Origin of the sequence: Methylobacterium sp. WL103, assembly GCF_008039885.1 — a bacterium.
Taxonomy (GTDB): domain Bacteria; phylum Pseudomonadota; class Alphaproteobacteria; order Rhizobiales; family Beijerinckiaceae; genus Methylobacterium; species Methylobacterium cerastii.
Genome location: NZ_VRUX01001283.1, coordinates 1 through 453 on the forward strand (window position 1 = coordinate 1; position 453 = coordinate 453).

1 protein-coding gene is annotated in these 453 nt (G+C 76.8%); it reads right to left on the reverse strand.

Going from position 1 to position 453, the window contains the following annotated elements; translation table 11 throughout:
- A partial coding sequence (rpiA, locus tag FV222_RS29005; RefSeq protein ID WP_147816548.1) for a ribose 5-phosphate isomerase A occupies nucleotides 1-453 on the reverse strand: 453 nt, incomplete at both ends.

A 453-nucleotide genomic window follows, 5' to 3' on the forward strand; every position in this document is an offset into this window, starting at 1 on the left:
GCCGGCGCAGCCCGCGCGCGCGATCGCCGCCTCGACGCCGATCCGGGTCGCGGCGAGGCCGAAGGCGTTGACCTCGATCGGTAGCGGGAAGGCGCCGAGCGTCGCCACGCGCTTGGCCGCGTCGGCGATCACCACCATGCGGCGGCTGGCGCAGGCGACGATCTTCTCGCGAAGCAGGGCCGCGCCGCCGCCCTTGATCAGGCGGAGGTCGGCGTCGACCTCGTCGGCTCCGTCGATGGTGAGGTCGAGCTCGGGCAGCTCCTCCAGGGTCGCGAGGCGAATGCCCTCGCGCGTCGCCGCCGCATGGGTCGCCTCGGAGGTCGGCACGCCGACGACGTCGAGGCCGTCGCGGACGCGGGCCCCGAGGAGCGCGACGAAGGCCGCCGCCGTCGAGCCGGTGCCGAGCCCGAGCCGCATGCCCGGCTCGACCAGGTCGAGGGCGCGGGCGGCCGC